Annotated in this window: 23 protein-coding genes; 8 read left to right on the forward strand and 15 right to left on the reverse strand. The window is 44.2% G+C overall.

The annotated features are described in order from the left end of the window. The first annotated feature begins 194 nt into the window (after window positions 1-194). The 3 genes from betI to betA are packed head-to-tail and all read left to right on the forward strand — an operon-like array spanning window position 195 to window position 4,004. The gene (gene betI / locus IQ211_RS00155) at window positions 195-791 is read left to right on the forward strand and encodes a transcriptional regulator BetI (RefSeq protein WP_189758055.1); all 597 of its coding nucleotides are present in this window, start codon (window positions 195-197) and stop codon (window positions 789-791) included. A gap of 27 nt (window positions 792-818) precedes the next feature. Beyond that, window positions 819-2,297, forward strand: coding sequence for a betaine-aldehyde dehydrogenase (gene betB / locus IQ211_RS00160; RefSeq protein WP_189758054.1), 1,479 nt, complete (start codon window positions 819-821; stop codon window positions 2,295-2,297). Window positions 2,298-2,324: 27 nt separating this feature from the next. Further along, entirely contained in the window at window positions 2,325-4,004 is a 1,680-nt protein-coding gene (betA, locus tag IQ211_RS00165; protein WP_189758053.1) for a choline dehydrogenase, read from the forward strand. Window positions 4,005-4,113: 109 nt separating this feature from the next. Here betA and IQ211_RS00170 read toward each other — a convergent pair whose 3' ends face one another. Both IQ211_RS00170 and IQ211_RS00175 read right to left on the reverse strand, forming a co-directional pair. Beyond that, complete coding sequence (locus tag IQ211_RS00170) at window positions 4,114-4,554, reverse strand: GNAT family N-acetyltransferase (RefSeq protein WP_189758052.1); 441 nt, start codon at window positions 4,552-4,554, stop codon at window positions 4,114-4,116. A 289-nt stretch (window positions 4,555-4,843) separates the two neighbouring features. Continuing rightward, window positions 4,844-5,326, reverse strand: a complete 483-nt coding sequence (locus IQ211_RS00175) for a YtxH domain-containing protein (RefSeq protein WP_189758051.1) — start codon at window positions 5,324-5,326, stop codon at window positions 4,844-4,846. Between the two features lie 209 nt (window positions 5,327-5,535). Here IQ211_RS00175 and IQ211_RS00180 point away from each other — a divergent pair, with 209 nt between their 5' ends. Together IQ211_RS00180 and IQ211_RS00185 are read left to right on the forward strand one after the other, a co-directional pair. Continuing rightward, entirely contained in the window at window positions 5,536-7,830 is a 2,295-nt protein-coding gene (locus tag IQ211_RS00180) for a TonB-dependent hemoglobin/transferrin/lactoferrin family receptor (RefSeq protein ID WP_189758050.1), read from the forward strand. A 111-nt stretch (window positions 7,831-7,941) separates the two neighbouring features. After that, entirely contained in the window at window positions 7,942-8,457 is a 516-nt protein-coding gene (locus IQ211_RS00185; RefSeq protein WP_189758049.1) for a sigma-70 family RNA polymerase sigma factor, read from the forward strand. An 89-nt stretch (window positions 8,458-8,546) separates the two neighbouring features. Here IQ211_RS00185 and nqrM read toward each other — a convergent pair whose 3' ends face one another. The 8 genes from nqrM to IQ211_RS00225 all read right to left on the reverse strand — a co-directional run bounded on the left by nqrM (window position 8,547) and on the right by IQ211_RS00225 (window position 15,771). Continuing rightward, window positions 8,547-8,771 (reverse strand): (Na+)-NQR maturation NqrM, encoded by a 225-nt coding sequence (gene nqrM, locus IQ211_RS00190; protein ID WP_074020165.1) that lies wholly within the window; start codon window positions 8,769-8,771, stop codon window positions 8,547-8,549. A gap of 17 nt (window positions 8,772-8,788) precedes the next feature. Continuing rightward, window positions 8,789-9,772 carry an FAD:protein FMN transferase gene (locus IQ211_RS00195; RefSeq protein ID WP_399477613.1) on the reverse strand — a complete coding sequence of 328 codons (984 nt, stop codon included), beginning with the start codon at window positions 9,770-9,772 and terminating at the stop codon, window positions 8,789-8,791. A gap of 157 nt (window positions 9,773-9,929) precedes the next feature. Next, complete coding sequence (gene nqrF / locus IQ211_RS00200; RefSeq protein ID WP_189758047.1) at window positions 9,930-11,156, reverse strand: NADH:ubiquinone reductase (Na(+)-transporting) subunit F; 1,227 nt, start codon at window positions 11,154-11,156, stop codon at window positions 9,930-9,932. A gap of 15 nt (window positions 11,157-11,171) precedes the next feature. Beyond that, on the reverse strand, window positions 11,172-11,768 hold the full coding sequence (gene nqrE, locus IQ211_RS00205; protein ID WP_189758046.1) for an NADH:ubiquinone reductase (Na(+)-transporting) subunit E: 597 nt from the start codon (window positions 11,766-11,768) through the stop codon (window positions 11,172-11,174). An 8-nt stretch (window positions 11,769-11,776) separates the two neighbouring features. Then, on the reverse strand, window positions 11,777-12,406 hold the full coding sequence (locus tag IQ211_RS00210) for an NADH:ubiquinone reductase (Na(+)-transporting) subunit D (RefSeq protein ID WP_047769693.1): 630 nt from the start codon (window positions 12,404-12,406) through the stop codon (window positions 11,777-11,779). Beyond that, window positions 12,399-13,193, reverse strand: a complete 795-nt coding sequence (locus tag IQ211_RS00215; RefSeq protein WP_189758045.1) for a Na(+)-translocating NADH-quinone reductase subunit C — start codon at window positions 13,191-13,193, stop codon at window positions 12,399-12,401. Before IQ211_RS00215 ends, IQ211_RS00210 begins: the two co-directional genes overlap by 8 nt. After that, window positions 13,186-14,424, reverse strand: coding sequence for an NADH:ubiquinone reductase (Na(+)-transporting) subunit B (locus tag IQ211_RS00220; protein WP_189758044.1), 1,239 nt, complete (start codon window positions 14,422-14,424; stop codon window positions 13,186-13,188). The genes IQ211_RS00215 and IQ211_RS00220 overlap by 8 nt, the downstream gene beginning before the upstream one ends. 3 nt (window positions 14,425-14,427) lie before the next feature. Beyond that, on the reverse strand, window positions 14,428-15,771 hold the full coding sequence (locus IQ211_RS00225; protein ID WP_189758043.1) for a Na(+)-translocating NADH-quinone reductase subunit A: 1,344 nt from the start codon (window positions 15,769-15,771) through the stop codon (window positions 14,428-14,430). 107 nt (window positions 15,772-15,878) lie between these two features. Between IQ211_RS00225 and IQ211_RS00230 the strand changes: the two genes are divergently transcribed. Continuing rightward, window positions 15,879-16,163 carry a hypothetical protein gene (locus IQ211_RS00230; protein ID WP_189758042.1) on the forward strand — a complete coding sequence of 95 codons (285 nt, stop codon included), beginning with the start codon at window positions 15,879-15,881 and terminating at the stop codon, window positions 16,161-16,163. A gap of 167 nt (window positions 16,164-16,330) precedes the next feature. Here IQ211_RS00230 and IQ211_RS00235 read toward each other — a convergent pair whose 3' ends face one another. Both IQ211_RS00235 and lpcA read right to left on the reverse strand, forming a co-directional pair. Beyond that, window positions 16,331-17,098 (reverse strand): class II glutamine amidotransferase, encoded by a 768-nt coding sequence (locus IQ211_RS00235; protein ID WP_189758041.1) that lies wholly within the window; start codon window positions 17,096-17,098, stop codon window positions 16,331-16,333. A 23-nt stretch (window positions 17,099-17,121) separates the two neighbouring features. Beyond that, window positions 17,122-17,703 (reverse strand): D-sedoheptulose 7-phosphate isomerase, encoded by a 582-nt coding sequence (gene lpcA, locus IQ211_RS00240; protein WP_189758040.1) that lies wholly within the window; start codon window positions 17,701-17,703, stop codon window positions 17,122-17,124. A gap of 253 nt (window positions 17,704-17,956) precedes the next feature. On the opposite strand from lpcA, the gene fadE reads away from it, so the two are divergent. Beyond that, window positions 17,957-20,404 (forward strand): acyl-CoA dehydrogenase FadE, encoded by a 2,448-nt coding sequence (gene fadE, locus IQ211_RS00245; protein ID WP_189758039.1) that lies wholly within the window; start codon window positions 17,957-17,959, stop codon window positions 20,402-20,404. A 105-nt stretch (window positions 20,405-20,509) separates the two neighbouring features. Here fadE and IQ211_RS00250 read toward each other — a convergent pair whose 3' ends face one another. Together IQ211_RS00250 and lysA are read right to left on the reverse strand one after the other, a co-directional pair. Beyond that, the gene (locus IQ211_RS00250) at window positions 20,510-21,001 is read right to left on the reverse strand and encodes a hypothetical protein (RefSeq protein ID WP_189758038.1); all 492 of its coding nucleotides are present in this window, start codon (window positions 20,999-21,001) and stop codon (window positions 20,510-20,512) included. A gap of 145 nt (window positions 21,002-21,146) precedes the next feature. Next, complete coding sequence (gene lysA, locus IQ211_RS00255; protein WP_189758037.1) at window positions 21,147-22,409, reverse strand: diaminopimelate decarboxylase; 1,263 nt, start codon at window positions 22,407-22,409, stop codon at window positions 21,147-21,149. Between the two features lie 135 nt (window positions 22,410-22,544). On the opposite strand from lysA, the gene IQ211_RS00260 reads away from it, so the two are divergent. Further along, on the forward strand, window positions 22,545-23,474 hold the full coding sequence (locus IQ211_RS00260; RefSeq protein WP_189758036.1) for a LysR family transcriptional regulator: 930 nt from the start codon (window positions 22,545-22,547) through the stop codon (window positions 23,472-23,474). Here IQ211_RS00260 and IQ211_RS00265 read toward each other — a convergent pair. Then, window positions 23,457-24,371 (reverse strand): LysR family transcriptional regulator, encoded by a 915-nt coding sequence (locus IQ211_RS00265; protein ID WP_189758035.1) that lies wholly within the window; start codon window positions 24,369-24,371, stop codon window positions 23,457-23,459. The two genes, IQ211_RS00260 and IQ211_RS00265, sit on opposite strands and share 18 nt — an antisense overlap. Window positions 24,372-24,416: the final 45 nt, after the last annotated feature.

Consider the following 24,416-nt stretch of genomic DNA (forward strand, 5'->3'; position numbering starts at 1 on the left):
TTAATAGCATTAAAACAGATGAAAAACATAATTCATATAACAGTTTGAATTAAATATAAAATTTAAGATACTTTAAACAAATTCATTCCCTCATTGTAAAATTATTGTGATAAAACATATTTAATTTTGATTGAACATTCAATTAAAAAAAAGTTTAATACTGTCCGAATAATTGATTTTCTGAGCATAAAATCATGCCAAAAATTGGAATGCAGTCGATAAGAAAACAACAACTCATTGATGCAACATTAATCGTTGTGAATGAAGTGGGAATGCAGGAAGCAACTATTGCACAAATAGCCCGAAAAGCGGGGGTTTCCAACGGAATTATCAGCCACTATTTCAAGGACAAGAACGGCCTATTAGAAGCGACCATGCGTTATCTATTGCATCAGTTAAAAATAGCTGTCGCACGCCGATTACGCTTGCTAGATAACGCAACGCCCACGCAAAGGTTGAAAGCCATTGTCGAAGGGAATTTTGATACCAGCCAGATAAACAGCGCAGCAATGAAAACCTGGTTGGCATTCTGGGCGAGTAGCATGCATCAACCAAAGCTGTATCGGTTACAACAAATCAATGAGCGCCGTTTGCATTCCAATCTTTGTGTTGAATTTAAACGTGCCATGCCAAAAGCAGAAGCGCGGCTAGCTGCACAAGGTCTTGCTGCATTGATTGACGGCATTTGGCTGCGAAGTGCATTAAGCAGGAAGCCTTTTGATATAGCAGGGACATTCAAAATTACTATCGATTACATCGAACAGAAACTCGGAGCATCTGATAAGTTCTGACTTGGATAGACGCTTTAAGGAGAATCTATGACCTATTTTGGATTACAAAAACTTTATATCCACGGTGCTTATGTTGATAGTACCAATCCTAATAATACAATTTTTGACGCAATTAACCCAGCTAATGGTGACGTTATTGCTCAATTTCAGTCTGCAACAAAACAAGATGTTGATTTAGCAGTCGAAAGCGCCCATAAAGGACAGAAAATCTGGGCAGCCATGACCGCAGTGGAACGTTCACGGATCTTACACAAAGCGGTGAATATCTTGCGTGAACGCAATGATGAACTGGCTGAATTGGAAACACTGGATACCGGCAAACCCCTTTCTGAAACCCGGCAGGTTGATATCGTCACAGGTGCCGATGTACTGGAATACTATGCGGGCTTAATTCCAGCCCTTGAAGGCCAGCAGATCCCACTACGTGAATCTTCTTTTGTGTATACACGCCGTGAACCATTGGGTATCGTAGCAGGCATCGGCGCATGGAACTACCCTATCCAAATTGCCCTGTGGAAATCAGCACCCGCACTGGCTGCCGGTAATGCCATGATTTTTAAACCAAGTGAAGTCACTTCCCTTACCGCTTTGAAGTTGGCTGAAATCTACACCGAAGCCGGTTTACCTGATGGTGTTTTCAATGTGTTGACCGGACCTGGCCATGAAGTCGGACATTATCTGACTGTACACCCTAAAATCGCCAAAATGTCTTTCACCGGCGGTATTGTGACCGGCAAAAAGGTGATGGCAAATGCTTCCGCTTCTACCCTAAAAGAAGTCACGATGGAATTGGGTGGTAAATCTCCACTAATCATTTTTGATGATGCCGATCTGGATCGCGCTGCTGATATTGCCATGATGGCCAACTTTTTCAGTTCAGGTCAGGTTTGTACGAACGGAACACGCGTCTTTGTCCCCAAGGCACTGCTTTCACCGTTTGAAGCAAAAATTCTTGAGCGTGTTAAACGCATTCGAATTGGCTCACCTCTTGATCCCAACACTAACTTTGGTCCACTGGTAAGTTTTCCACACATGGAGTCCGTTTTACGCTATATCGAAAACGGTAAAAACAGCCATGCCCGCCTGCTGTGTGGTGGTGAGCGTCTGCTGGAAGGTGAATTAGCAAAAGGGGCATTTGTTGCACCGACAGTATTCAGTGACTGTACCGATGATATGTTGATCGCACAGGAGGAAATCTTTGGGCCTGTGATGTCTATCCTGACCTATGAAACGGAAGATGAAGTCATTACCCGAGCCAATAATACCCATTATGGCCTGGGTGCAGGATTAGTCACCAAAGATCTTTCCCGCGCACATCGTGTGATCCACCAGCTAGAAGCTGGGATCTGCTGGATCAATACCTGGGGAGAATCCCCGGCAGCCATGCCTGTCGGAGGCTATAAACATTCTGGTGTTGGCCGGGAAAATGGACTGGCCACACTACAAAATTACACACAAACCAAATCAATACAGGTGGAATTAGGCAATTTTGAATCCCTATTTTAATCCACGCCTGAAACAGAGGAGATAACAATGGTTTTTGATTACATTATTATCGGTGCTGGTTCAGCGGGTAACGTGCTTGCAACTCGTTTAACGGAAGATACCAATGTGACGGTCCTGCTGCTGGAAGCCGGTGGACCAGATTACCGGTTCGACTTTCGTACTCAAATGCCAGCGGCGCTGGCATACCCCTTGCAGGGAACCCGTTATAACTGGGCTTATGAAACCGATCCCGAACCCCATATGAATAACCGACGCATGGAATGCGGGCGCGGTAAAGGGTTGGGGGGATCTTCACTTATCAATGGCATGTGCTACATCCGTGGCAATGCACTGGATTTTGATCATTGGGCAACACAGGCAGGGCTGGAAGACTGGACTTACCTTGATTGCCTTCCCTATTTTCGCAAAGCGGAATCAAGGGATATTGGCGCAAATGACTATCATGGTGCAGATGGGCCTGTCAGTGTCACGACACCCAAAGCAGGAAATAATGAACTCTTTCATGCAATGGTAGAAGCAGGTGTTCAGGCGGGTTATCCCGTTACTGACGATCTGAATGGTTACCAGCAAGAAGGCTTTGGTCCTATGGATCGTACCGTTACCCCTCAAGGACGCCGCTCCAGCACAGCCCGTGGCTATCTGGATCAAGCTCGTTCACGCGCCAATCTCACCATCATGACTCATGCGTTAACGGATACCCTCGTCTTTGAAGGAAAGACGGCTGTTGGCGTCAATTTTTATCAAGGCCATAGCTCAACGTTAACCCAGGCAAAAGCACGTAAAGAAGTTTTACTCTGCGCTGGTGCCATTGCATCGCCACAGATTTTGCAACGTTCAGGTATTGGTCCCGAAGAAGTATTGAACGAGCTTGGTATTTCTGCTGTGCATGTCTTGCCTGGGGTTGGACAAAACCTGCAAGATCACCTTGAAATGTACTTGCAGTATGAATGCCTCAAACCCATTTCCCTTTATCCCGCATTGAAATGGTACAACCAACCTCAAATTGGCGCTGAATGGCTATTCAAAGGAACAGGTATTGGTGCCAGCAATCAATTTGAAGCAGGTGGCTTTATTCGCACCGATGAAAAATTTGCCTGGCCAAATATTCAGTTTCATTTCCTGCCTGTTGCCATTAATTACAATGGCAGTAATGCCATCAACCAACATGGTTTTCAGGCTCATGTTGGCTCTATGCGTTCCCCAAGCCGTGGTCGGGTGAAAATTAAGTCGCGAAACCCACGTCAGCATCCCAGTATTTTATTTAACTACATGTCAACAGAACAGGACTGGCAAGAGTTCCGCGCGGCTATTCGCATTACGCGGGAGATCATGGCACAACCTGCGCTAGCGCCTTATTGTGGACGTGAAATCAGTCCAGGTGTTGAAAATCAGTCAGACGAACAGTTGGATGCCTTTATTCGTCAACATGCTGAAACCGCATTTCACCCCTCATGCAGTTGCAAAATGGGGACAGACGAAATGGCGGTCGTGGATGGTCAAGGAAGAGTACATGGCATTGAAAATCTACGTGTTATTGATGCTTCTATTATGCCAACCATTATTACCGGTAATTTAAATGCCACAACAATCATGATGGCTGAAAAAATAGCTGATAACATCAGGGGAATCTCTCCTCTGCCACGCAGTCAGGCAAAATATTATGTTGCCAATAATTCCCCTGTCCGCCAATCGGTCAAAAATAGTTAATCAATTCATTCTCACAAAAATTAGATAAATCACTAATACGGGAAATTGAGATATTCAAGGAATACTCATTTTTCCCGTATTTATATTACTCATAGTGATTATTATCTTATTACGATATTAAATTCAAAGTCATAAAGATATGTTCTGCGCCTTCTTCCAAATAAATCTCACCCTGAGCTTGATAACCAAGGCTTTCATAAAATGGTTGAGCATGGCATTGTGCAGATAGAATGGTAGCCTCAATGTTATTTTTTCTGCCGAAATCTTTAATAAACTCCATAACCTTACGACCTATCCCTTGACCACGATAATGTCTCAATACTGCAACCCGCCCAACTTTAAGTATGTTATTATCTTTCTGGATTGCCCGTAATACGCCTATTGGCTTTTCACCATCAAATACCACCACATGCAAAGCGATATCATCATATTCATCAATATCAATCTCTGCATCAAATCCCTGTTCATCCGTAAATACTTGTTTGCGAATAGAAAATGCTTGCTGAATTAATTCGGGGTTCTGTCTTCCTATGCTGTACTTTATTTTCATTATTATATCCTGTTTATACACGTTACCTTTCAAGTTGCTCATTATAAGACAACATAACTCATTGTTTCTCCCCGCTTCGCGAGGAGAAATCACCCGCATCTTGAAGTTAGATTAGTATATAATTTACAAAGTCCGTCCCTAACCTACTTTTAAATAGATAAGTAAGTCAAGCCAGAATAAGAAACCAAGACTTGGTTTAAATTGAAAATAATAAGGGCGACCATTTTTAGATCACCCTTATGATGCAATCCACTTTTATACTAACAATAGATTGAAGTAAGAAGATAAATTACTTTTCCTCTTTTTTATCACTGTCATCTTTAACATCATGACCTTTAAGACGATTGATTAAGTCATCTGCCTTTTTATCAGCCTCAGACTTTATTTCTTCCGTCTTCGATTTCATCGTATCTGAAAGCTGATCGAGTTTATCATTAGCCTGATGCCGGATATCATCCGTTTTCGCTTTCATTACCTCCATCACATCATTCGCTGTTTTAGTCGCTTGACTCTGTATATCCGTCGCAGCTTCCTTTGACTTATCAATCAAACTATGGCCTTCGCGCGAAGCATTTTCCTTTATCTCCTGTGCACTTTCTTTTGCATTATCCATTATGCCCGTGGCCGTTTTTTCAGCATCAGTTGTCTTTTGTGCTGCACTTTCTTCAGTTTGCTGAACCGGATCTTCCGCTTTTTTAGATGCGTCATCACAGCCAGCGATCAAGGCTACGATAGCAGCCAAGATCAGAGAACCAAGGATCTTTTTTTTCATTGACGAACCCCCTTTGTACGTAAGGAAATTGAACTTAAATTTCAATGTCAAAAATCACCCAATCCATGGGATAAATCTCATTATCGTATGGTATGCTTCCCAAGATCACACGCAAACAAAAATAATTCTCATTTTTATTTACCTTTTTTAATTTCTCAGGTGACTTATTACTTTGAAAATATTTCACTTGATCACATTTCAGGAAATTTATGGCAAATAATAGTCAAAAATTAGAAAAACGCCCAATCGCTACCATAGTTCAGAAAATTTTAACCGGTACATTAGTATTGGGAGCGGCATTCTCCAGCGCTGTTTACGCAACTGAAGATCCCAAAGAACAAAAGCCAGAAAAGAAAAATGAGGTGATAAAATTACCCACACTTTCCGTTGTTGAGAATTTACACAATAGCACCAGTGCGGGAAGTTCTGTGCTCAAAAAAGCGGATATTGACCGTACTCAAGCCGATAATATTGCCCAGTTACTCGACCAGCTCCCTGGTGTTTCAATGTCAGGCTCTCCACGCCCTGGTGGGCAAACACTGAATATCTGGGGGATGGGTGACCAGGAAGATATCAAAATCACGTTGGACGATGCGCCAAAAGGATTTGAAAAATATATGCAGGGTTCCGTCTTTATTGAGCCTGAATTAATCAAACGAGTCGAAGTTGATAAAGGGCCACACAATTTACTTAACGGCAATGGTGGATTTGGTGGTTCGGTCAAACTGGTGACAAAAGAAGCGAACGATTTACTACGCCCCGATGAAGATTGGGGGGGTTTTGTCAAACAAAGCTACCACACAAATGACAGACAGTGGATCAATAGTGGCGCACTATACGGCAGGGATCCCGATGGCTTTGCCGATGGGTTGCTCTATGTGAGCAAGCGAAATGGGCACAATATTAAACGTCCTGATGGCACACGTTTTGAGTTTTCACAAAATAACCAAATATCTTATTTACTGAAAACCAACTTTTATCCCAGTGACGCTCATACGATTAGCCTGTCTGCTATGCGATCTGAATCGGATGGCTGGCAACCTTGGTCGGCCAAACGTGATGAGATGCCCGTTCCATCAGCCGCTGATATAAAGAAATACGGTTTGGATGGCGCCTGGAAAAGAAAATTGGTCTTTCGTGATCAACTTGATCAGAACTACACTGCCAAATGGAATATCGCACCAGAAAATAACCCGTGGTTAAACCTGACGATGCTCTATGCCTATTCCAAAACCAAGCAAGACGATACTCGCCCAGAAAATGCTTCCCCCTATTTTAGTAGCTCAATGGGTAATAAAAGCTGGGTTGATTACACCGATAATCTGATTGATATCAACAACAAAAGTGTATTCTCAACCGGTATGATTAAACACGAATTACTGGTGGGAACCCGTTGGCATAAAAATGAACGCAATGTACTGATGTTCAATAAGGAAAAAATAAAAAATAAAAACTATAACTATGGTTATTATCAACCAGGCTATATGCCTGCTGGAGATCAATTCGCTTACAGCTTCTATATGCAAGATTCCCTGAAAATAAGCAGCGTCACCGTCACACCGGGTGTTCGTTATGATCATGTCAAAAATAGGGGTAGAGAAAATAACGCGCCACTGTATAACGATACATCGCCAGAATCTAATCATGACTATAGCAGTGTAACCTATACCGGCTGGTCACCCCATTTAGGCATTCTGTGGCAAGCAAATAAAAACCTTTCATTGTTTGCAGATATCAGCCGTACATGGCGTGCACCAATAGTTGATGAACAATATGAAGTACAAGGATTAGGTAACCTTAAAGGTTCCAGCCGTGATCTTGGTGTTGAACGAATGGCAGGAATACGCCTCGGTGCAATTCTCGATTTCGATAACTTAATACTTGAAGAGGATAGCCTGCAAATCCGTACCACCTTATTCCGTAACCGTGGTAAAGATGAGATCTTTAGAAGACGTGGTATTTACTGTGAAGCCCAACTTGATAGTGGATCAAGTAATTCATGTAGAACATCATTGGGAAATTATCGCAACTTGCCAGGATATACGATTGAAGGCTTAGAAATAGAAACGTTCTACGACAGCTCCACACTGTTTGGAAAATTATCGTTCTCTACTATGCGTGGGCAACGTGACGCTTCTCCACGTGATCCGTGGTTAGGGCATAAAACCTGGATTGCGGAAATACCGCCAACTTCTGCCCATGCCATGTTAGGGTTTAAAATTCCACAATGGCAGATGGCAATGGGATGGAAAGGTGATTTTATCCGCAAACAAGATCGCTCCCCTATAGATGGAGATCCAAAAGCAGATTCTTGGTCACTGCCTAAAAGTAAGGGCTACGCCCTGCACGGCCTGTTTGCAAGCTGGCGTCCTTCTTTTATAAAAGGATTTGAAGCACGAGTCACTATCGATAACCTGTTCAACCGTGATTACTCTCCGTACCTAGGAGAGAATGTTTCAGGTATCGGCCGGAATTACAAATTCAGTATCTCACAGCAATTCTAACTGACACGTTCCTAACCCTCTTAACCTAAAGAGGGTTAGACTACATTGACTTCCGCCCAGTAAATACAAATAATAACTATTATCAGTTATATCCCATCAGGCAATATCATTATGGCGGTGCAAAAAAGCACATTTAAGCACAATCAAATCACCCAGAAACTTTATACCGATTACCATCACTGGTTACGCAACTGGATCAGACAAAACAGTGCTTGTCCCTATCAGGCTGAAGATCTCGTCCATGAGGTTTTCATCAAATTGATGCAATCTTCGGATCTTGAAAATATCCACCAGCCAAGAGCCTTTTTAATGACGATAGCGCGCAGAACCCTCTCCAATTACTGGCGCAGGAAAAAACTGGAAGACCATTATCTGGAATATGTCAGTGAACAACCTGAAATCTCAGCAAACTCTTCTGAGAATCAACTTATGCTGTTAGAACAGCTAGAAAAAATAGATGAGACCTTGGATAAACTTCCGGCAAAAGTCCGACAAACATTTCTACTCATCCAACTCCAGGGCTTACGTTATCAAGAAGTTGCGGAAAATTTGGGTATCTCAATAAGCTCGGTGAAAAACTATTTACACCAAGCCCACAGGGAATGTCATTTTTTTAATACACATTGAGTAGTCATATCTCTAAACAAACAACCCCGCTGTTTATCTGGCAGCAGGGCACTTGTTTTAACTGCAAATTTACTTGACGGAAAACAGTGTCAAAGAATACGATTCTTCTCTAGCTGTGCCTGACGGGCGGTTTCCCTCGCCATGCGTTTTTTACGGGCATCGCAAGGTTCAGGACAATCACACACTTTTTCTACGCCGATGCTTCCCAAACCACCACAGCTTCCCTGAATGCTTTTGCGCTTAAAAATATAACCCAGCGCCATGCCAGCAAAAGCCAGCAAGAAAAAGATAAAAGTGGCAATAAAGACTTCCATCGCCTTTTCCCCCTTTCTTATTTCTTCTGTAAGTATGCCTTAAAGGCGGTATTATAACGCTCTTCAAAGCCGTCTTTGGTTTTAACGATCATAAAAACTGGAATATTCAGCTTCTCAGCCACTTCCATGCCCTTCTCTGGTCCCAATACATCCAGGCCAGTAGAAAAACCATCAGCACTCATACAAGTTGGTGCTATCACGGTAATTGAAACCAAATTATGCGTTATTGGCTTGCCGGTTTTCGGATTAATGGTGTGAGAATAACGCACGCCATTCTGTTCAAAATAGTTGCGGTAATCACCCGATGTTGCCACAGACATATTGCCCGGCTCAATAATCTCCTGAGCGCTCTGCGCCATGCCACTATCCGATGGTTTTTCGATCGCTATCCGCCATGGATTTCCTTTGCCATTGCTGCCCGATGTGCGAACTTCACCGCCAATATCAACCATGTAATTTTTGATATTTTGGGATTCCAGATACTCAGCAACAACATCAACGCCATAACCTTTGGCGATGGAAGAGAGATCAACATACAGCTCAGGGATGGATTTAACTAAATTATTGCCTTCAACAGACAAATTATCGATCCCCGTCCAGGTACGGCGCATCGCTAATTCTTCATCCGTCGGTGCCTTGGTAATGCGTCCTTCCGGCCCAAATCCCCACAGATTTACCAGTGGACCAACAGTCACATCCAGCGCACCTTCTGTCAGTTTATTGATACGAATAGCTTCTTTGACAACTTTCGCTGTAGCGGCAGATACCGGAAACGGTTTATTCACTTCACGGCTTTGATTAAAACGACTCAATTCAGAATTTGGCCGATAAGTAGACATCTGATCGTTCACTTCTTCCAGCAGGCGATCAATCTCTTTTTGCAGGTTTTCTGGGGCAGGTGTCGATGAATCAGCAACATATTTGACGGAGTAATAAGTCCCCATCGTCTGCCCATTCAGGTTTTGCTGTTTAGGGCCACCACATGCCGCCAGCATCATCATTGCAAACAGCAATGCTCCCCAGTTGATCATTTTTTTACTCAGCATAACTTACTCTTTCTGGCTTATTTTGGCTGTTTCTAAATCGCAGCGCCCACAAAATGTGGGCGCTTGTCGTTAAATCATGTTAGCTGCAACCCAAAATTTATTGGGTATACCATCAGCCGCCGAAATCATCCAACATGATGTTTTCATCTTCTACGCCAAGATCTTTCAACATCTTAATGACCGCAGCGTTCATGACTGGAGGTCCACACATATAGAATTCACAGTCTTCGGGCGCTGGATGATCTTTCAGGTAGTTCTCATACAGAACATTGTGGATAAAACCCGTATAGCCATCCCAATTATCTTCCGGCAGAGCATCTGACAATGCCACGTGCCATGTGAAGTTCTCATTTTCCGCTGCCAACTTATCAAAATCTTCGGTATAGAACATTTCACGCTTAGAACGCGCACCATACCAGAAGGAGATTTTACGTTTGGAGTTTAAACGGTTAAGTTGGTCGAAGATGTGAGAACGCATTGGTGCCATACCTGCACCCCCGCCGATGAAGATCATTTCTGCATCAGTGTCTTTCGCGAAGAATTCACCAAACGGGCCAGAGATCGTCACCTTATCACCTGATTTCAGCGACCAAATATAAGAAGACATGATACCCGGAGCAACGTCTGGATTTCTTGGTGGAGGTGTTGCAATACGGACGTTCAGCATGATAATGCCATGCTCTTCTGGATAGTTCGCCATTGAATATGCACGAACCGTCGGCTCTTTGACTTCAGAGACATAACGGAACAGATTAAATTTATCCCAATCTTCACGATATTCTTGTGGAACATCATAATCCGCATAACGGGCAACGTGGGGCGGACATTCAATCTGAATGTAGCCACCAGCACGAAATGGCACCACTTCCCCATCAGGAATTTTCAGCTTCAATTCTTTAATGAAAGTCGCTTTGTTATCGTTGGAGATAACTTCACATTCCCACTTCTTAACACCGAAAATTTCCTCTGGCAGTTCGATTTTCAGGTCTTGTTTAACATTAACCTGACATGCCAATCGGCAGCCCTCTTTTGCTTCGCGCTTGTTGATGTGAGAAAGTTCCGTTGGCAAGATATCACCACCGCCTTCCTTAATTTTCACCCGGCACTGGCCACAAGAACCGCCACCACCACACGCAGAAGAAACGAAAATCCCCTGATTGGAAAGCATACCCAATAATTTATCGCCGGCAGGAGCAGAGAAACTTTTATCCTCATCGCCATTGATTTCAACTTTTATATCCCCGGTGTTTACTAACTTAGATTTTGCAAACAAAATCATGGCCGTTAGTACCAACACAATCAGGGTAAACATGACTACGCCTAGAATAATTATATCCATGAATTCTTCTCGCCTTTAGAGCTGCACACCGGAAAAGGACATGAAGCCCAATGCCATCAAGCCGGTGGTGACAAAGGTGATCCCCAATCCTTTCAGACCTGCCGGAACATCCGCATATTTCATTTTTTCACGGATAGCAGCCATCAGAACAATTGCCAGCATCCAGCCCATACCTGAACCAAAACCATATACGATGGACTCACTAAAGTTATAGTCACGCTGTGCCATAAATGAAACGCCACCGAAAATCGCACAGTTCACCGTAATCAACGGCAGGAAAATTCCCAACGCATTGTAAAGTGTCGGCACATAACGGTCTAAGATCATTTCCAGGATCTGTACCAATGCAGCAATAACACCAATAAAGGTAATGAAGTTCAGGAAGCTCAAATCCACCCCATCCATCAGCGCTCCATCACGGAGAACCAGATTGTAGACGAGGTTATTGGCAGGAACGGAAATTCCCAATACGACGGTTACAGCCACACCGAGGCCAAAGGCCGTCTTAACGTTCTTTGATACCGCCAAAAACGTACACATACCGAGAAAGAAAGATAACGCCATATTCTCGATAAAGACTGCGCGGACAAACAAACTAATATAATGCTCCATTTTGTTTGTTACTCCTTCTCAACCTGCGCAGGCTTCAGAGTCCGTAAACCCCAAATCAGCATACCAATAATGAAGAATGCGCTCGGTGCCAGCAGGAACAAGCCATTGGGTTGATACCAACCGCCATTCTTGACAGATTCCAGCACCGTAACACCGAACAATTTCCCTGAGCCAAACAGTTCACGCAAGAAACCAACCAGCAATAGAATGACGCCATAGCCCAAACCATTGCCGATACCATCCATAAAACTTTCAACCGGTGGTGCTTTCATGGCATAGGCTTCAGCACGTCCCATAACAATACAGTTAGTGATGATAAGGCCCACAAACACCGATAGCTGTTTGGAAATTTCGTAGGCATAAGCCCGCAAGATCTGGTCTACGACGATAACCAAAGATGCAATGATCGCCATCTGTACGATGATTCGCACACTGCCAGGAATATAATTACGAATTAATGAAATAAAAAAGCTAGAAAACGCAGTTACCAGGGTAACTGCAATGGTCATGACTAACGCCGTTTCCAATTTGGTAGTCACAGCCAGCGCTGAACACACCCCTAAAACCTGCAATGCAATGGGGTTATTATCAAACAACGGCCCAAGCAGGACTCGTTTTATTTCTTTACTATCAGCCATCTTTCAAGGCTCCCTCACGTACTTTTTTCAGGAACGGGCCAAAACCGTTATCACCCAACCAGAAATCAAACATATGCTGAACACCGTTAGAAGTCAGGGTTGCTCCGGACAGCCCATCTACACCGTAAGGGTTATCACCGGCACCACCACGGACGATCTTAAGTGCCGGCATACCTTGCGGGTTATAGAGTTTTTTACCTACCCACTGCTTGCGCCACTGTGGGTTATCAACTTCACCACCCAAACCAGGGGTTTCACCATGAGAGTAGTAAGTGATGCCGTGAGATGTGACACCATCGATATCAATGGAAATAAAGGCATACATCATTGACCACAGGCCAGAGCCGTATATTGGCAAAACCAGCTCCGTCGTTTTACCGCTCTCATCCTTAACCAAATAGATTTCGGCCATATTGGCGCGGCGGCGGATCTTCGCCAGATCTTGCTCTGGTAACAAAGCAACACTGGTTTCGTCACTGCGCAAAGCATTATTCAGGTCAAAATTACCCGTGCTTTCTTGCAACGTTGCTGTTTTCAAATCGAGCAATTCAGGCTGAATGCGGCTGTTATAGATTGCTTTGATTTCCGCCGCTGTCATGTCCGGTTTTAGCAAGCCCGCGACATCCAGAATATTACGCTGCTTATCCAGCAGCTTCTGCTCTTGCTGCTGCGCTTTCAACCCTACGGCTGAACCGGCAACCACAATCGAACAGACAAGGCACAGCACAAAAACAACGAGGAATGTTCTGCCGATGCTATCATTATTTTTTGGTTTATCATTAGCCACGGGCTTTTCTCCGCTTAATATTGGCCTGTACGACCAGATAATCGAACAGTGGCGCGAACAGATTAGCGAACAAAATCGCCAACATCATTCCTTCTGGATACGCTGGGTTTACCACCCTGATCAAAATACACATAGCCCCGATCAGAATGCCATATGCCCATTTTCCTTTATCCGTAAACGCTGCGGAGACAGGATCAGTCGCCATAAAGATCATACCGAAAGCGAAGCCTCCCAGAACCATATGCCAGTACCACGGCATAGCGAACATGGGGTTAGTGCCAGAACCAATTGCATTAAACAGATAAGACGTCGCAATCATGCCTAGCATCACACCAGCAACAATGCGCCATGAAGCAATACGGGCAAACAGAATGATGGCACCACCAATAAAAATCATCAAAGTGGATACTTCACCGATTGAACCAGGAATGTTACCAAGGAAAGCATCCATCCAGGTGATTGGCTGTCCGGTAATGGTATTGATCAGGCCGTGACTACCCGCAGTGGCCCATTGGGATAACGGCGTTGCGCCAGAAAAACCATCAGCCGCAGTCCAAACCAAATCACCTGAAATCTGTGCCGGATAAGCAAAGAACAGGAAAGCACGTCCCGCCAAGGCTGGGTTTAGGAAGTTACGCCCCGTACCACCAAAGATTTCTTTCGCAATCACCACGCCGAAAGTAATCCCCAAAGCCGCCTGCCACAATGGCAGTGTTGGTGGAACAATCAATGCGAACAGAATGGAGCTAACAAAGAAACCTTCATTGATTTCATGTTTACGGATAATGGCAAACAAAACTTCCCAGAAACCACCTACGACGAACACAACCGCATAAATTGGCAGGAAGTAAGCCGCTCCCAATAGCATTTTACTGCCCCATCCTGCATCTGGTGTTAATGACGCACCAAGATACTGGGCCAGCATATAATGCCAATCAGAAGCCAGAACCTGCTGTAAGGCATCTCCGTTATATAAATGAGTCAGAGCAGGTATTGCCTGATTTCCGACGTTATACATGCCCCAAAACATCGCAGGGAAAACTGACAGCCACACCAGGATCATCATGCGCTTGAGATCGATGGCATCACGGACATGGGCATTCCCTTTTGTCACGGTGCCCTGCGTATAGAAAACGGTGCTTACTGCCTCATAGAGAGGATAATACTTCTCCAGTTTGCCACCGGCCTCAAAGTGGTGCTCTACTTTTTCAAATAAATTTTTCAGGCCCATGAATTACCCTTCCAGCTCAATCTTAGTCAGCACTTCACGCAGTACTGGACCGTACTCATATTTGCCTGGACAAACATAGGTACATAATGCCAAATCTTCTTCATCCAGCTCCAGACAACCCAGCGCCTGAGCGCTATCAGTATCACCTGCAAGCAAATCACGCAGCAGATGAGTTGCCATGATATCCAGTGGCATGACACGCTCATAGTTGCCAATGGGCACCATAGAACGTTCTCCACCGTTTGTTGTGGTTGAGAAAGCAAAACGTTTCTTTTTCAGGAAGTGGCCGATTGTGGTACGGGTAATCGAGAACTTATTCGCGCCCGGCGCAATCCAACCAAACAGCTCCTTTTCCCGCCCTTCAGCAAGTACAGAAACTAACGTATGGAAGCGGCCAAGATAATGGCGAACGTCATCGGATTTTGTACCATAGAGTACGGAACCAGAAACAATACGGTTTTCACCCTCTTGCAACTGATTTTGCGTCAATTCCAGCAAATCAGCCCCCAACCGAGTACGTATCAAGCGCGGTGATTTAACCTGTGGCCCTGCCAGGGATACCACACGATCAGTATAAAGCTCACCCGTGGTAAACAATTTGCCGATAGCAATGACATCCTGATAACCCAGATGCCAAACCGTTTTTTGAGCACTAACAGGTTCAATAAAATGAATATGCGTACCTGCCAAACCCGCTGGATGGGGGCCAGAAAACTGGTTATAGGTGATTTGAGCGTTATTTCCCACTGTTGGAATATTTCCAGCGCCGTGGCAAACGTGGATTTTCCCCTCTGTCAATCTTGACAGAACATTCAGACCATCAACAAAAGCCTCTTCCTGAATTGCGATAACGACGAGTGGATCAGCAGCCAGTGGCTGGGTATCCATTGCCGTAATGAAGATTGCCTTTGGTGTGGAACCGGGAACAGGGGTACGGCTGAAAGGACGTGTACGCAACGCTGTCCATAATCCTGACGCCAGCAGATTTTTCTCTACTTGTTCACGGCTTAAGCCAGTAAGTTCGGCACGCTCATAGCGATCAAATGTGACTTTCTCATCGCCATTCACTTCAATAACAACGGATTGCAAAACACGACGTTCACCACGTCCAATAGTGACAACTTTCCCGCTTGCGGGACTAGTGAAAACAACCCCTGGATTCTTCTTATCTTCAAAAAGAATTTGCCCTTTTTTGACATGCTCACCTTCCTTAACCAGCATAGAAGGACGCATTCCAACATATTCTTCACCGAGTAAAGCAACATGGCGAATTGCCGGACCATCTTCTATAACTTGGGCAGGCGCTCCTGCTATTGGGAGGTCGAGTCCTTTTTTAATTTTAATCATAAGATTTGCACAAGTTTATCAGTTAAATCATATACTACAGATTACCTTGCGGTATTTCCGTTAGGTAATGCAGCGACTCTAATAATACAAAAAACCTTGAGCAATATATGTCTCAAGTTATTCACTCCGATAATCGTTACAAAGTTTCTCTGAATTTTCGCCGGGGTAATTCTAACACCTCCCCCACTGACTGTCTGATTAATCAAGTGACACAGTTCAAGCAAATAAAAATAATTTCTCTGCTAAACCGTCAACCATTCGATAAAAACGAATATTTCTATCACTTTTCTCTACGTCAGGGCGGTTTTCAATCAAAAATTAATTACCGCGCCATTAATCTGAGTTTTTCCAACGAGTTCGATAAATCAAAAGGATATGCCGGCAGGAATTGATGAAAGCGGCACCATCAAAGAACGACGATGGCTTGTTTTGGCAACAATAACAGCCCGCCTATGCGTAATTTGCTCAAAATAGCATTCCTGCCACAGTTAACATAATAGGCGGGCCATATGTTATTAATGTAAAAACAGAAAACCAATCACCCTTTTGGAACCACAAATCAAATTATTCTCTCTCCAAGATGAAATAGCACATAGTCACCTGATTCAATACGGTGCCAAACTTCATTTTCGGTTAAAGGTTGGGTGGCAATCACGGATACGACATCCCCTGGCTGGGTGTGCTGCTGGAAATCGATTTCAACATCCTGATCGAGTAATTTAGCCCTGCCGAAAGGGGCACGACGAGTAATCCAATGCAATTGCGTCGAACAGTAAGCCATAACGAACTGCCCGTCTGACAACAGCATATTGAAAACACCTTTCTTTCTCAGTTGATCCACCAGGGAAGCAATAAATTTAAACACCGCAGACCAATTGGAAGGTCGCTTGGGATATTTCAACGATAGTTGATGCAATATCCAGCAAAATGCCCATTCACTGTCTGTCTCACCCACCGGCCGGTAATTACCCGTTTTCAGCTTACTGTATCCCTTAAGTTGACCATTATGGGCGTAAGTCCAATACCTTCCCCACAGTTCACGGGTAAAGGGATGGGTATTAACCAGGGAAACATTACCACTGTTTGCCTGACGAATATGGGCGACAATCACTTCTGATTTGATCGGATAGCCTTGTACAAATCGAGCTACAGGTGAATAGCAACTGGATTGGTGATCTTTAAACGTCCGGTATCCCAATCCCTCATAGAAGGTAACTCCCCAACCATCCTTATGTGGGCCGGTATGTCCGCCACGCTGAATGAGACCACTCAAACTAAATACGATATCTGTTGGCACGTTGGCACTCATGCCAAGTAATTCACACATTGCCTACCCCTAACAAACTACAATCAGGCTTTTACCATCTCTTTTTCAATTAATTGAATCAAGATATGAATGACTTTAATGTGAATTTCCTGAATACGATCTGCATAACCAAAATGTGGTACTCGAATTTCAACATCTGCTGTTCCTGCCATTTTTCCGCCATCCTTGCCAGTCAGTGTAATGACTTTCATACCTTTGGCACGGGCGGCTTCAACGGCTTTAATGATGTTGCCAGAGTTTCCAGAAGTTGAAATACCCAGCAGGACATCGCCTTTTTGACCGACCGCTTCAACATAACGGGAAAATACATAGTCATAACCAAAGTCATTGCTTACGCAAGATAAGTGGCTAGGATCAGAAATCGCAATGCCCGGGTATCCCGGACGATTTTCACGGTAGCGGCCTGTCAATTCTTCCGCAAAATGCATGGCATCACAATGTGAGCCACCATTACCACAGGAAAGCACTTTTCCTCCTGCCTTGAATGAATCAGCCAGCAAAACCGCAGCTTTTTGAATGGCGTCGATATTTGCATCATCATTGAGGAAGTTAGCCAACGTATCTGCGGCTTCGGATAATTCACTGCGGATCAGTTCTTGATACATGGAACTCATACTCCTGAAAAGTCTTCGGGATTAATAATGTCAGCCAACAAGTGTAACGGATTCCCCTATCTGAAAGAAGATATCATCACATCTTGAAAGAATTATCGTTTGCAAAACCAACACAACTTTGTGAGCCAGATTGTAATTAAGATGTAAACATATTGATAAATGCGTTTTCCTCATCTAAAAAAGAAGAACATCACAACAGGTCAGACCTCTGACAACTCAACCTGAGATTTACAGGAGTTTTACTATGACCGCTTTCAGCATTATCTTATTTTTAGTCTTGATTGGCGGGCTTTGTTACCACAAAGTCAGCTTGACACTCAGCAGCTTGCTGCTTGTTGCCTATACGTTCGTTATGAGTATAACTGGCCTTTGGAGTTATTGGTTGTTGTTACCACTGGCTATCATCCTGTTCCCTCTTGTCTTTACACCTGTACGTATATCTTTATTCTCTGCGCCTGGCCTAAAAGCCTTCCGTAAGGTTATGCCAAGCATGTCCAAAACAGAGAAAGAAGCCATTGATGCAGGGACGACATGGTGGGAAGGCGATCTATTCCGTGGTAACCCTGACTGGCAAAAACTGCATAACTATCCAAAACCGCAGTTAACTGCTGAGGAACAAGCATTTATTGATGGTCCGGTAGAAGAAGCCTGCCGCATGGCAAATGATTTCCAAATCACCCACGAACTGGCTGACTTACCACCAGAGCTTTGGGCCTACCTGAAAGAACATCGTTTCTTTGCCATGATCATCAAGAAAGAATATGGTGGTCTGGAGTTTTCCGCTTACGCCCAATCTCAGGTATTGCAAAAACTGGCTGGTGTATCGGGTATTCTGGCAATTACTGTTGGCGTGCCTAACTCTCTGGGGCCGGGTGAATTGCTGCAACACTATGGCACAGACGAACAGAAAAAACGTTATTTGCCGGGCCTGGCCCGTGGTGAAGAGATCCCCTGCTTTGCTTTGACCAGCCCAGAAGCCGGTTCAGATGCAGGAGCTATTCCTGATACGGGTGTTGTCTGTATGGGAGAATGGCAAGGTGAACAAGTGCTTGGTATACGCCTGAACTGGAATAAGCGTTACATCACCCTTGCTCCTATCGCCACCGTGCTGGGATTAGCATTTAAACTGTATGATCCTGATCATCTGTTGGGTGATACCGAATCATTAGGCATTACCTGTGCCTTAATCCCAACCAATACACCGGGCGTTGAAATTGGTCACCGCCATTTCCCTCTGAATATCCCATTCCAGAATGGCCCAACGCGGGGTAAAGATATTTTTGTTCCTATCGACTACATCATTGGTGGGCCAAAAATGGCAGGCCAAGGCTGGCGTATGCTGGTTGAATGTCTGTCTGTTGGTCGTGGCATTACCTTGCCATCCAACGCAACAGGGGGATTAAAAAGTGCAGCTATGGCTATCGGTGCTTATTCCTATATTCGCCGTCAATTCAAGTTGCCTATCGGTAAAATGGAAGGTATCGAAGAGCCATTGGCACGTATCGCGGGTAATGCTTACGTGATGGATGCGGCTGCGACCATGATCACCAGTGGTATCATGTTGGGCGAAAAACCTTCAGTTCTGTCTGCTATCGTGAAATACCATTGTACGCACAGAGGCCAACGTTCCATTATTGATGCGATGGATATCGCTGGCGGCAAAGGTATCTGTCTTGGGCCATCTAACTTCCTTGCCCGCGGTTATCAAGGTGCACCCATTGCTATCACCGTTGAAGGTGCGAACATCCTGACCCGCAGCATGATCATCTTTGGTCAGGGTGCAATCCGCTGCCATCCTTATGTACTGGCTGAAATTGCCGCAGCAGAAAGCAACAATGTGAAACACTTTGACAAAGCGCTGTTTGGTCACTTAGGCCATGTTGCCAGTAACACCCTACGCAGCCTGTGGCTTGGTATCACCAAAGGCAGAACCAGCCGTTCACCAGTCAATGATGCAACTCGCCGTTACTACCAACAAATCAACCGCTTAAGCGCCAACCTTGCCCTGCTCTCTGATGTTTCAATGGGCGTATTGGGAGGCAGCCTGAAACGCCGTGAACGCATTTCAGCACGTTTGGGGGACATTCTGAGTCAAATCTTCCTGGCTTCTGCCACGTTGAAACGCTATGAAGACGAAGGACGCCAGAAAGAAGATTTTCCATTGGTGCAATGGGCAGTAGAAGATAGTCTGAATCAGGCTGAACAGGCTATGAATGACTTGCTGCGCAATTTCCCTAACCGTTTGGTTGCAGGTTTGATGCGATTGATTATTTTCCCATTGGGACGTGTACATACCGCACCAGCCGATAAATTGGATCACAAACTGGCTCAGATATTACAGACTCCTTCCGCAACTCGTAGCCGGATTGGACGTGGGCAATATCTGACACCAAGCAAACATAACCCTCACGGGTTACTGGAAGAAGCATTGCACGATATCATCGCCGCAGAGCCAATCCATGTTCGCTTGAGCCGCGAAGCAGGTAAGAATCTGAGCTTCACCCGCCTGGATAAATTAGCTGAACAGGCTCTGGCTGAGAACAAAATCACTCAGGAAGAAGCAGATATCCTGAAACGTGCTGAAAACAGCCGATTGCGTTCAATCAATGTTGATGAATTTGAGCCGGATGCATTTGCTGTACCCCATTCAGCAAAAAAGCCTGGCAGTCAGTGTCAAGATAAAGCCGCCTGAATACTGACGAAACTAACGGTTTAATAAAGCCTGTATTGTATTTATATGCAATACAGGCTTACTCATCATACTGTTAATATTTTCATTACAAAACAATAACATAACCTAGTACAATGGTCTAAAGAAATTCATTGGCAAAAGCCGGCCAACATAAGGGATAAAATTTCTAGACAAATTAGATGGGGGTTTATAGTGACCGCTATCGTTAGTCCACCACTTCAATTCACCACCACCACCAAATTCAGCTTTACCTGCATAGTAAACCGCTATATTGTCATCAAAACTTTCACCTTGTCTTTGATAGTGATAATAAGTTAACGATGAGTGCCCATAAGTGGGGAATTTCGCCATACGAATAATTCCAGGTTCATCTATCCGATTGACAAAAACATAACATCCTATTGGCTTTGTTTCTTCTTGAGTTTTCATATTGATTAATACGTACCGACCCCACTCAGTTGGATGGAGCCGTAGCTCATAAATGTTACGATCATCAGCTTTTTTCCAAGCTGGCATTTGATTAGGTAAAGCCTTTAGTTCAACGAGTTTTTTAGATAATTCGAAAACTTTATTATGAAGTTTATCTTTATCTTTCATAATATTACTCCTTGAATGATTGTGTTAAGCGCCATTTTTTCATTAACAGAAATTGTGGATGCCAAGCTTATCTCAATAAAAACCCTTGGATTATGACTTCAAACACTTTCGGTGGTTCACCGATATTTTTTGCTTCGTTTTTTATTTAAATGGCTTCCAGCAATAACAACTCTTCGATTGTCTGGCGACGGCGGATCAAACGCGCCTCTCCCTGAGTAAACAAAACTTCCGGGATCAAAGGGCGACTATTATAATTTGAAGACATAGAAGCACCATAAGCGCCGGTATGGTGAAAAATCAGATAATCCCCAACACTAACATGGGGCAACATGCGTGATACAACCTCTCCACCTTCCAACTGTGTAAACACATCGCCTGATTCACATAACGGCCCCGCGACGATGGTTTCTAACAAGGTAGTTTCCGGCAGCGAGTTTATCGGCAACACAGAAATAGGGTGATAACTGCCATACATCGCCGGACGCATTAAGTCATTGAAACCCGCATCTACCAGCACATAACGCCGATTGCCCATAGATTTAACTGCCCGTACTTCCGCCATCAAGATCCCAGATTCCGCCACCAGAAAACGGCCAGGCTCGATTTCCAGCTCAACATGATGCCCCAAATGCTGTTCAATACGCTGGCGAGCCTCATGCCACAAGCTGTAATAGTGTTCGGTATCGACTGACTCTTCACCCTCCTGATAGGGAATTGATAAGCCACCGCCTGCAGAAATGGCTTGAATATCTTCCCCGCACAGCACGATCTGTTCCACCATAGCATTGCAAACACTGGAAAGATGCTGATAATCCACCCCTGAACCAATGTGCATATGCAGTCCCACTAATTCCAAACCATATTGGTGAATTTTTGCAATTGCCAGGGGAAGATCCTGAAACCAGATCCCATGTTTGCTATTTTCGCCGCCAGTATTGGTCTTTTGGCTATGCCCATGCCCAAATCCGGGATTAATGCGTAACCAAACCGGATGTCCAGACTGACGTTCACCTATCTGTGCCAGCATATCAATAGAACCGGCATTGACCGGAATATCCAGCTCAATAACACGCGACAAGGTTGCCTCATCGATCACATCCGCAGTGAATACAATTTCTGATTTATCGCGACCAGGCTGAAAACCGGCATAGAGCGCCCGCTCGATTTCTCCCAATGACACTGCATCAACTTTCACGCCCTGCTCTCTTATCAAGCGTAAAATATGGGTATTGGAACACGCTTTCTGTGCGAACCGAATAACATCAAACGGTTTTAATTTTTTGATTTGCTTGATGATGCTATCGCCGTCATAAACCCACAATGGTGTTCCATATTGAGTCGGCAAACGGAGTAGATTGTCAAGGGTAAAATGTCCCTCTGAGCCATAAGTAAAAGTCGATATAGTCATTGCAGTGTCGTCTCATAAAATCAGCAGATCCTTCATTATTGGCAATAATCAGACAGGAAGAAAAATATCTATTTAGCCATAATCTATTCATTTGTGATATGGTAATGACTGTTTTTTACCCAAAAGGACAAATCTATGCATTCCTGTTCATGGCGACATATTGAAATTTTTCATGCTGTAATGACCACTAACAACCTGACTGATGCAGCATTACTACTGAAAACCTCCCAACCCACCGTCAGCCGTGAACTTGCACGCCTTGAACAATTATTGAAACTGAAATTGTTTGATCGCATCAAAGGGCGTCTGTTTCCCACCGCGCAAGGATTACGTCTATTCGAAGAGGTGCAACGCTCTTATTATGGACTGGAAAGAATAATTAATGCGGCTGACAGCATCCGACAATTTGAACAGGCGCAGTTATCCATCGCTTGCCTGCCAATGTTCTCCCAATCTCTGCTGCCAAAAGCCTGTTGCAGTTTTATCGAACACTATCCTGAAGCCAGGTTGACCATCGTTCCACAAGAATCTCCCCTTTTGGAAGAATGGCTTTCAGCACAGCGTCATGATATTGGCTTAACCGAACATTTGCAGACGCCGGCAGGTACTGAACGAGAAACGTTGATCACCTTAAATGAAGTTTGTGTCTTACCCATTAATCATCCGCTCAGTCAAAAATCACAACTAACACCAGCAGATTTTCACAATCAAAAATTTATCAGCCTTTCAATCACAGACAGTTACAGGCAACTGATTGATACAATCTTTACTGAGCATCAAATCAACCGCAAGATAGTAATGGAAACCCATAGCGCCGCTTCAATTTGTGCCATGATTAACGAAGGTATTGGCCTGTCTATCGTAAACCCGCTCACTGCATTAGATTATTTAGATAACAGCGCAAAGATTTGCATTCGGCCATTCAGTATCGACATTCCATTCACAGTCAGTTTAATCAAACCCATGCATCGTCCCTCCTCAGAGTCCGTTGAGGCTTTCATTACGCATTTAAAACAACAGGCTGCTCTATTTGCCGAAAAACTGACATTAGCATTTCAACATTAATTGCTGCCAATGGGGTGATGTAGCAAACCAATCCACCAGAAAATCTAACAGTGCACGCAAAGTCGCTGGCATATTCTGGCGGCTGGTATAAATGCCATAGATCCCCATCGCCTGGGGTTGGTAATCAGGTAGCAACTCAATTAATTGCCCTGACACCAAATAAGAAGAAACAGAATAGTAAGGCTGCATTGTAATTCCAGCTCCCTGCAAAGCAGCTTCCATTAATACAGTAGATTCATTGGCACTTAACGTACCACTGACAGGGACTGAATAGTGCTCATGCTGTTTTTCAAATACCCATAAACTCTTGCCGAAAAAGTTATAGTTCAGGCAGTTATGTGCTGTTAAATCCATAGGATTGTTGGGAATAGATTTTCCTGCTAAATAAGACGGCGCAGCACAAACAATGGAATGGCAAGTCGATAATGGGCGAGCGATCAGATTTGGCTCCAAATTATTGGTAATACGGATCGCCAAATCAATGCGTTCTTCTATTAAATTGACGGCTTTATTATCCATTTGCAGATTGACGGCAATGTGCGGATATACCCGCATAAATTCAGGAATAGCAACTGCCAGCGCACTAACGCCCAACGATTGGGAACAACTCACTCGCAACAATCCCTTCAAAGTTTGTGTTTCCAAAGATTGCTGTACAGGTATTCCTTCCGTCAATTCCATTAATTTAAGGCTACGTTGATAAACACTCTCACCTGCCGAAGTCAGGCCAATTTTACGTGTTGTACGATGTAATAAGCGAACTCCTGCCCACTTTTCCATTTCAGCCAAATATCGCGATACCATTGCCCTCGACATATCCAATCGTTCCGCTGCTGCAATCAGGCTGCCCTGTTCAACAATCGCAATAAACACTTGTGTTGCGGTGATCCTATCCATTTCGGCCAACCTGTTTTTTGCCCTAATTAGCTCGATTTATGCAAC

It is taken from the genome of Xenorhabdus griffiniae (assembly GCF_015163655.1).
Taxonomy (GTDB): domain Bacteria; phylum Pseudomonadota; class Gammaproteobacteria; order Enterobacterales; family Enterobacteriaceae; genus Xenorhabdus; species Xenorhabdus griffiniae.

What these genes read in the sequence shown, in the direction of transcription:
- betB (WP_189758054.1), top strand. Translation starts at nt 819, where the DNA reads ATGACCTATTTTGGATTACAAAAACTTTATATCCACGGTGCTTATGTT.
- IQ211_RS00225 (WP_189758043.1), bottom strand. Translation starts at nt 15,771, where the DNA reads ATGATTAAAATTAAAAAAGGACTCGACCTCCCAATAGCAGGAGCGCCT.
- fadE (WP_189758039.1), top strand. Translation starts at nt 17,957, where the DNA reads ATGACCGCTTTCAGCATTATCTTATTTTTAGTCTTGATTGGCGGGCTT.
- IQ211_RS00170 (WP_189758052.1), bottom strand. Translation starts at nt 4,554, where the DNA reads ATGAAAATAAAGTACAGCATAGGAAGACAGAACCCCGAATTAATTCAG.
- IQ211_RS00250 (WP_189758038.1), bottom strand. Translation starts at nt 21,001, where the DNA reads ATGAAAGATAAAGATAAACTTCATAATAAAGTTTTCGAATTATCTAAA.
- IQ211_RS00230 (WP_189758042.1), top strand. Translation starts at nt 15,879, where the DNA reads ATGTCTCAAGTTATTCACTCCGATAATCGTTACAAAGTTTCTCTGAAT.
- lysA (WP_189758037.1), bottom strand. Translation starts at nt 22,409, where the DNA reads ATGACTATATCGACTTTTACTTATGGCTCAGAGGGACATTTTACCCTT.
- IQ211_RS00180 (WP_189758050.1), top strand. Translation starts at nt 5,536, where the DNA reads ATGGCAAATAATAGTCAAAAATTAGAAAAACGCCCAATCGCTACCATA.
- IQ211_RS00265 (WP_189758035.1), bottom strand. Translation starts at nt 24,371, where the DNA reads ATGGATAGGATCACCGCAACACAAGTGTTTATTGCGATTGTTGAACAG.
- IQ211_RS00235 (WP_189758041.1), bottom strand. Translation starts at nt 17,098, where the DNA reads ATGTGTGAATTACTTGGCATGAGTGCCAACGTGCCAACAGATATCGTA.
- lpcA (WP_189758040.1), bottom strand. Translation starts at nt 17,703, where the DNA reads ATGTATCAAGAACTGATCCGCAGTGAATTATCCGAAGCCGCAGATACG.
- IQ211_RS00195 (WP_399477613.1), bottom strand. Translation starts at nt 9,772, where the DNA reads ATGATGATGCTGGCGGCATGTGGTGGCCCTAAACAGCAAAACCTGAAT.
- IQ211_RS00185 (WP_189758049.1), top strand. Translation starts at nt 7,942, where the DNA reads ATGGCGGTGCAAAAAAGCACATTTAAGCACAATCAAATCACCCAGAAA.
- nqrE (WP_189758046.1), bottom strand. Translation starts at nt 11,768, where the DNA reads ATGGAGCATTATATTAGTTTGTTTGTCCGCGCAGTCTTTATCGAGAAT.
- IQ211_RS00220 (WP_189758044.1), bottom strand. Translation starts at nt 14,424, where the DNA reads ATGGGCCTGAAAAATTTATTTGAAAAAGTAGAGCACCACTTTGAGGCC.
- IQ211_RS00210 (WP_047769693.1), bottom strand. Translation starts at nt 12,406, where the DNA reads ATGGCTGATAGTAAAGAAATAAAACGAGTCCTGCTTGGGCCGTTGTTT.
- IQ211_RS00175 (WP_189758051.1), bottom strand. Translation starts at nt 5,326, where the DNA reads ATGAAAAAAAAGATCCTTGGTTCTCTGATCTTGGCTGCTATCGTAGCC.
- nqrF (WP_189758047.1), bottom strand. Translation starts at nt 11,156, where the DNA reads ATGGATATAATTATTCTAGGCGTAGTCATGTTTACCCTGATTGTGTTG.
- betA (WP_189758053.1), top strand. Translation starts at nt 2,325, where the DNA reads ATGGTTTTTGATTACATTATTATCGGTGCTGGTTCAGCGGGTAACGTG.
- IQ211_RS00260 (WP_189758036.1), top strand. Translation starts at nt 22,545, where the DNA reads ATGCATTCCTGTTCATGGCGACATATTGAAATTTTTCATGCTGTAATG.
- nqrM (WP_074020165.1), bottom strand. Translation starts at nt 8,771, where the DNA reads ATGGAAGTCTTTATTGCCACTTTTATCTTTTTCTTGCTGGCTTTTGCT.
- betI (WP_189758055.1), top strand. Translation starts at nt 195, where the DNA reads ATGCCAAAAATTGGAATGCAGTCGATAAGAAAACAACAACTCATTGAT.